Source organism: Streptomyces sp. NPDC006265, from assembly GCF_040613555.1.
GTDB lineage: Bacteria > Actinomycetota > Actinomycetes > Streptomycetales > Streptomycetaceae > Streptomyces.
In genome coordinates, this window is sequence record NZ_JBEXSH010000471.1 from 1 (window position 1) to 6960 (window position 6960).

Annotated in this window: 4 protein-coding genes; 1 reads left to right on the top strand and 3 read right to left on the bottom strand. The window is 70.6% G+C overall.

The annotated features are described in order from the left end of the window. From ABZ281_RS30650 to ABZ281_RS30660, 3 genes are all read right to left on the bottom strand, one after another. Positions 1-1648 (bottom strand): BCCT family transporter (locus ABZ281_RS30650; protein WP_356660719.1); only part of this gene is annotated, 1648 nt, incomplete at its 3' end. A gap of 85 nt (positions 1649-1733) precedes the next feature. After that, positions 1734-2987 carry a M14 family metallocarboxypeptidase gene (locus ABZ281_RS30655; RefSeq protein ID WP_356660721.1) on the bottom strand — a complete coding sequence of 418 codons (1254 nt, stop codon included), beginning with the start codon at positions 2985-2987 and terminating at the stop codon, positions 1734-1736. A 17-nt stretch (positions 2988-3004) separates the two neighbouring features. Beyond that, on the bottom strand, positions 3005-4960 hold the full coding sequence (locus ABZ281_RS30660) for a Xaa-Pro dipeptidyl-peptidase (RefSeq protein WP_356660723.1): 1956 nt from the start codon (positions 4958-4960) through the stop codon (positions 3005-3007). Between the two features lie 210 nt (positions 4961-5170). On the opposite strand from ABZ281_RS30660, the gene ABZ281_RS30665 reads away from it, so the two are divergent. Then, the gene (locus ABZ281_RS30665) at positions 5171-6664 is read left to right on the top strand and encodes a M1 family metallopeptidase (protein WP_356660725.1); all 1494 of its coding nucleotides are present in this window, start codon (positions 5171-5173) and stop codon (positions 6662-6664) included. Positions 6665-6960: the final 296 nt, after the last annotated feature.

Consider the following 6960-nt stretch of genomic DNA (forward strand, 5'->3'; position numbering starts at 1 on the left):
GCCGCCCTCCGTGACGAGTCCGACCCCATGTACGTGGACATGGTCGACGAGGGCGACGACATCGACCCCGAGGACATCGACTACGTGGAGCGGGGGCGACGCACATGAAGATCATCACGATGACGAACGGTGCCGCCGCGAGAATCGTGAGGTTCTGCAGACCGGTCAGCGCGTCGCCCTGGCCGCTGCCGACGAGCAGCATGATCGCGGCCACCGCGCCGGTGACCACACCCCAGAACACCACGACGAACCGCCCCGGTTCGAGCGCGCCCTTCTGCGACAGGGTGCCCATGACGATCGAGGCCGCGTCGGCGCCCGAGACGAAGAAGATGCCGACGAGGACCATCACCAGCAGACTCGTGGCGGTGGCGACGGGGAACTGCTGGAGCACGTCGAAGAGCTGGCCCTCCGGGGTCGCCTCCTTCCCCAGCCGCCCCTCCTCCTGCATCTTCATGGCCGAGCCGCCGAAGATCGCGAACCAGATCAGGCTGACCGTGCTGGGCACGAGGATGACACCGCCAACGAACTGGCGGATCGTGCGGCCCCGGCTGATGCGGGCGATGAACATGCCCACGAACGGCGTCCAGGAGATCCACCACGCCCAGTAGAAGACCGTCCAGCTGCCCAGCCAGTCGGCCACGCCCTCGCCGCCGCTCGCCTCGGTGCGGCCGCCCAGCTGGGGCAGGTCGCCGAGGTAGGCGAAGACGGAGGTGGGCAGCAGGTCGAGGACGATGATGGCCGGGCCCGCCACGAACACGAACAGGGCGAGCACCAGCGCCAGCACCATGTTGGTGTTGGACAGCCACTGGATGCCCTTCTCCACACCGGAGATGGCGGACGCGACGAAGGCCAGGGTCAGCACCGCGATGATCGTGACGAGCAGCCCGGTGCTCACCTCGTCCATCCACTTCAGCTCCTGCACACCGGAGCCGATCTGGAGCGCGCCGAGCCCCAGGGAGGCCGCCGAGCCGAAGACGGTCGCGATGATCGCGAGGATGTCGATGGCCCGGCCCATGCCGCCGTTGGCGTTCTTCCTGCCGATGAGCGGCGTGAAGACGGCGCTGATGGTCTGCCGGCGCCGCCTGCGGAAGGTGCTGTAGGCGATGGCGAGGCCGACCACCGCATAGATCGCCCAGGGGTGGAGCGTCCAGTGGAAGAGAGTGGTGGCCATGGCCGTCTCCATGCGTTCGCCGGAGTCGGCCGGGTTGGTGCCCGGCGGGGGCGTGCCGTAGTGCGACAGCGGCTCGCTCACGCCGTAGAACATCAGGCCGATGCCCATGCCGGCGCTGAACATCATCGCCACCCAGGACACGGTGCGGAACTCGGGCTCCTCGCCCTCCGCGCCGAGGTGGATACGTCCGTAGCGGCTGATCGCGAGCCAGAGGGCGAAGACGACAAAGCCGGAGGCGGCGAGCATGAACGCCCAGCCGCCGTTGTGCATCAGCCCGCCGAGCATCGTGGTGGAGACATCTTCGAGCGAGTCGGTCGCGGTGGCGCCCCAGACCACGAAGGCGAGGGTGAGCACCGCCGTGACGCCGAAGACGATGCGATCGGTCTGCGGCCGGTCCTGACCGGGCAGACCCGCTTCCGACCCCGGCAGCGCGGCTCCCTCCGGGGAGTCCTTGTCGCTTGGTCGTTCTTGCGTCACAGGCGGAACCTTTCATCGGGACAGCGGAGGAGGATGTAGGCCCTCCGTAAACGCTGCTACCACGGGTGGCGGAATTTCACCCCTCTCAACATGCGGTTTCGTATGAACCTCCTGTCAGGTGGTAATCGGCCCGGTCGTCGAGCAGCAACGGCACGAGCGCCCGCAGGGGTTGGCGCAGGGGCACGAGCACGCCCTCGCCGTCCTCGCGCACGCGCACTCCGTGCAGTGCGAGTTCGTCGCCCACCTCGGCGTACTGGGCGGCGGTGAGCCGGTAGCCGCAGGGCGGGTCAGGGATGACTTCGGACGATTCGGGCGGGTCGTTGTCGGCGCCGCCGGTGTAGACCGGACCGGAGTCGGCCCAGCCCGCGAGCCGGGCCCTGGCCGTCGCCGCCTCGAGCCGGGTGCGGCGCTGGTCGGTGTAGCCGAACAGGCCCTTGAGGGCATCGAGTTGGGAGGCCACCCGGCGACGGTTGTTCAGGGCCGGGTCCGCCTTCTCCGCGTCGGTGAGCGCGTCCACCCGGCTCTCGATGAGCAGCCCGACGGAGTGCTTCACCCCGGACATGTTGCGCAGAATGCGCTCCTGTCCGTCTCCGGCGACCTGCTTGACCGGCTCACCTGTCTCCGGGTCGGTCCAGATACCGTAGGTGCCGGTCGAGTGGCCGGCCCGGTCGGCGGCGGGGCGAACGAACGCCTCGGACAGGGTCTGCGCCTCTTCGTGGACCGCCTCGTGGGTGTTGAGGTTGCGCGGCCAGAGGTCGAAGAGGTCCTTGTCGTAGTACCGGGGTGTGGCGCCGTACTCGTGCAGGTCGTAGACGATGTCGGGGCGCTGGTCGCGGATGACGGCGGCCAGGGCGCGCCCTTCGGCGGTCTGCAGGGCGAGGTGGTCGCGGTTGATGTCGACGCCGTCGCCGTTGCCGCGCGTGTTCGCGGCCCGGCCGTCCGGGTTGGCGGTGGGCACGACCAGGACCGTGGTGCGGTCCAGGAAGCGCCGGGTGGGGCTGTCGCGGGCGTGGGCGAGGTCGCGGACGGTGGTCAGGCAGGCCTCGCGGCCGGAGGGTTCGTCGCCGTGCTGACTGCAGACGAGCAGCACCCTGTCGGGGCTCTGGCGGTTGCCGATCCGCACCAGTTGGAGCGGGCGGTTCTGCTTCGTCGTGCCGAAGCGGGTCACGGAGACGCGGCCGCCGGCCCGGTCGACGGCCTTGAGGAACTCCTGCTCCTCGGGCTGGGTGGTCCAGCGGGCGCCGTTCGACTGCTCGAAGCCGGTGCGGGGCGGGGTATCGGTGGCCGCCTGGGCCGGTGCGGCGACCAAGCAGGCCGTGAGGGCCGCGGTGGTCGTCATCAGGGCGCCTGCGCGGGTCACTGGATCCCCTCCGGGACACGGTGGATGGTGCGCGGCTCCCGTACGCCGTCCAGGAACGTGGCATCGGGGGTGGCGGTCGCGGCACCCGTGGTGGCGCGGGGGAAGGCGGCGGCTCCGCCGGCGAACGGGACGCGCGCCGAGGTGCGGGAGAGGTCCAGCGTGAGCCTCGGCTTGTCGGCGGGAGGGTCGATGAGGCCCTGGTCGGTGCCCGCGACGATCAGCGCCAGGCGGTGGCCCTTCGGGACGACATGGTCAGTCGCCGCCAGATCGAGGGTGATCGTGTACCGCTTGCCCGGGGTGAGCGGGGAACCCTTGTGGTCGGAGGCGTGGTTGCCGAGGTCGGCCCAGCCGCGGCTGACGACCGTGTAGTCGACGTCGGCGGTCTTCGCCCTCGTCTCCTTGAAGCAGGAGCTGTCCGCGGGAGTGCTCGCCCCCCAGCAGGTGCGTTCGGTGAGGGTGGTGATGCCTTCGCCCGCGTCGGCGTAGTCGCGAATGGTGGCGGGGCCGAGGTCCACGAGGACGGCGGAGAGGTGGGCCGTCGGGGTGGAGGGCGTGGCGGTGACGGTGACCTCGGAGGAGCCGGACAGGCGCAGGTCCCGGGTGAGCGGCCGCGTGACGAACCCGGCTTTCTCCGGTGTCGGCTTGTCGATCTGCGCGGCCCAGTCCGTCTCGCTCAGCTTCGGGTCGTCGGTGAAGCTCGCGGTGCCGTGACCGCGGTGCAGGCCGAGGGTGCCGACGCCGGCCTGGGTGCCCCGGTCGGGGCGCAGGGTGGCGGTGCGGGTGCCGCTGGGCGGCCAGACCCGGGAGGTGTCCCACTGGCCGGGGGCGCGCTCGATGTCGGCCATGGGCTCGCGGTCGATGCCGTTGTCGATGCCCATGAGTTCGTGGTCGAACCAGCGGTGCAGCGTCTCGACCCATGCGCCGCGGCGGAAGTCGAAGGGGTCGACGTGTCCGGTCTGGGACAGCCAGATCTTGCGCTCGACGCCGTTCTTCGCGAGGGCGTCCCACCACGGGCCGACGTGCTTCATGCGGACGTTGAGGTCCTGCATACCGTGGACCAGGAAGACGCTGGCCCTGATCTTGCGCGCGGCCTTCACGTAGTCGCGCTCGCTCCACAGCGGGGTCCGGTCGCCGGTGCGCGGTGCGCCGTCGACGAGCTTCTGCTGGACGGCCGCGCACTTGGCGCGGGCGTCGGGGCTGTCGACGTAGTCCGACAGCCACTCGGGGCCGGAGTCGTAGAGGGGGGCGCCCTGCTGGAAGTAGTAGTCGTACCAGGAGGAGATGGCGCTGATCGGGACGATGGTCTTCAGACCCTTGACGCCGGTGGCGGCGACGCCGTTGGCGATGGTGCCGTCCCAGCTCTTGCCGATCATGCCGGTGCGTCCGTTGGTCCAGCCGGCCTGGGCGCGGGTGGCGCCGGTGCGGGTCGTGTAGGCCTTCGCGCGGCCGTTCAGCCAGTCGACGACGGCCTTCGCGGACTGGATGTCGGAGCGGCCGCCGACGTCGACGCAGCCGTCGGAGCGATTGGTTCCGGCCAGGTCCACGCCGACGACGGCGTAGCCGCGCGGGACGAAGTAGTTGTCGTAGTAGAGCGGCATCTGTGCGACTCGGCCCTGCGCGTCGTACGTCTTCTTCTGGCTCTCGTTGCCGCGCCCGCAGCAGGAGTAGTACGGGCTGGCGTCCATGATGACCGGGATCTTGCGGCCCTGCCGGGCGGTTTCGCGGGGGCGGACGATGTCGACGGCGACCCGGTCGGTCTTTCCGTCACGGTCGCCGTCGAGGCCGGTGTCCACCCAGACGGCCTCGCGGATGGCGTCCTCGTAGGAGTAGGCGGGTTCGCTCCCGCTCGGGGCGGCCTGTGCGGCCGCCGGGGTGAGCAGGGTGGCCAAGAGGGCGGCCGTGGCCGCCGTCGCGAGCGGTCTCCAGGTCGTGAAGCGCGTGCGTTTCGGCATGCGCCGGACGGTACATCGGTGAACTCCTGTTCAGAAGAGGGCAGCTGACGGACCGGCGTGTCCGAAACGGGCCTTCGGGGCGGGTGTCTCATGGCGGCCGAATGGCGATCGTGTGACAGCAGGGGCCATGGACATGATCAGGGGCACAGGGAGTCAATAGGCTCCGGACAGACCCGGAAGACCTCGGGACCCTACGACTTGGAGCCTTGCGTGCACCGCAGAATCATCGCGCCGGGAGCCCTGGCAGCGGCCTCTCTCCTGCTGGCGATCCCGGCATCGGCCGCCCCCCGCTCCCCCGGCGCGCCGGGTATCGGCGACCCCTACTACCCGGCCTACGGCAACGGCGGATACGACGTCTCCCACTACGACCTCCGGCTGAAGTACCAGCCGGCCACGGACGAACTGGAGGGCAAGGCGACCCTCGTGGCCCGCGCCACGCAGGACCTGACGAGCTTCAACCTGGACTTCCTGCTGGACGTCGGCGAGGTGCGGGTCAACGGGGCGAAGGCGTCGCTGCGGACCTCGGGCGAGCAGGAGCTGGAGATCACGCCGAAGACCCCGTTGGCCGAGGGCGCGCCCGTCACGGTCGTCGTGCGCTACCGCGGGGTGCCGTCGTCGAAGCAGGCCTTCGGTTTCACCAGCTGGCACCGCACCCCGGACGGGGGTGTCGCGGCGAACGAGCCCGAGGCGGCGGCGTGGTGGTTCCCCGGCAACGACCATCCGCTCGACAAGGCGACCTACGACGTCTCCGTGCTGGTCCCGGACGGCACACAGGCCATCTCCAACGGCACGCTTCAGTCGACGAGTTCGAAGCTCGGCTGGACCCGCTGGAACTGGCGGTCCGACAAGCCGCAGGCCACGTACCTCGCCACGCTCGCGGTCGGGAAGTTCGACATCACGACCGGCACGACCGAGGGCGGCATCCCGGTCCTCAACGCCTACAGCAAGGATCTCGGCGCGAACGCCGGGTCGGCGCGGGCGAGCATCGAACGGACCGGGGAGATCGCGGACTGGCTGGCCGGGTACTTCGGGCCGTATCCCTACAGCGCGCTCGGCGGGTACGTGCCGAACACGGACACCGGGTACGCGCTGGAGACCCAGACCCGGCCGTTCTACAGCCCTCGTCAGTTCGCCAACGGGTCGAACGTGTCCGTCGTCGTGCATGAGCTGGCCCACCAGTGGTACGGCGACGAGGTGTCGCTCAAGGGCTGGAAGGACATCTGGATCAACGAGGGCTTCGCCCGGTACGCCCAGTGGCTGTGGTCCGAGCACGAGGGCGAGGGCACGGCACAGGAACTCGCCGACTACGTGTACGCCTCGCACCCCGCCGACGACCCGTTCTGGACGGTGAAGCCCGGGGATCCCGGCCCTGAGAACCAGTTCGACATCGCGGTCTACGACCGTGGCGCACTGGCCGTGCAGGCGCTGCGCAACAAGATCGGCGACGAGTCGTTCTTCGCGATCCTCAAGGGCTGGCCGGCGAAGTACGCCCACGGCAACGCCTCGGTGGCGGACTTCCAGCGGTACGCGGAGGAGGTCTCGGGCAAGCCGCTGGCCGCGCTCTTCGACACATGGCTGTTCCAGCCGTCGAAGCCGGGGGTGCCGGCGGCCCGGGCCGCGGCGGTGGCCGAGGGGGCCAAGGGCGTCTCCCAGCCCAGGTCGTGGAAGCGGATCGCCGCGACGAACGGGGTGCACGCGCACTGACATCTGTCTGTCGTGCGGGGGTGCCCGACGCGCCCCGCCGACGGGAAGCCCGCCGCAGGGGGCGTCCGGCTCGACCCGGCTGCGGGCAGCCCGCCGCCCCGCTCGACCCGGCGGCGGGCAGCCTCTCGCGCGAGGGCGTCGATGTGCTGCCCCGTCAGGGTGACGCCCGGCCTGCCGAACGGGGCCCCGCCGTCTACGGTGCGCCCGCGACCGGTCCGGCCTGCTGCTCGGCGTGCACGATCTCCAGCACGTCCTCGAGCGTCAGCGGCTCGAAGTACAGGCGGTCGGAGGTGTCG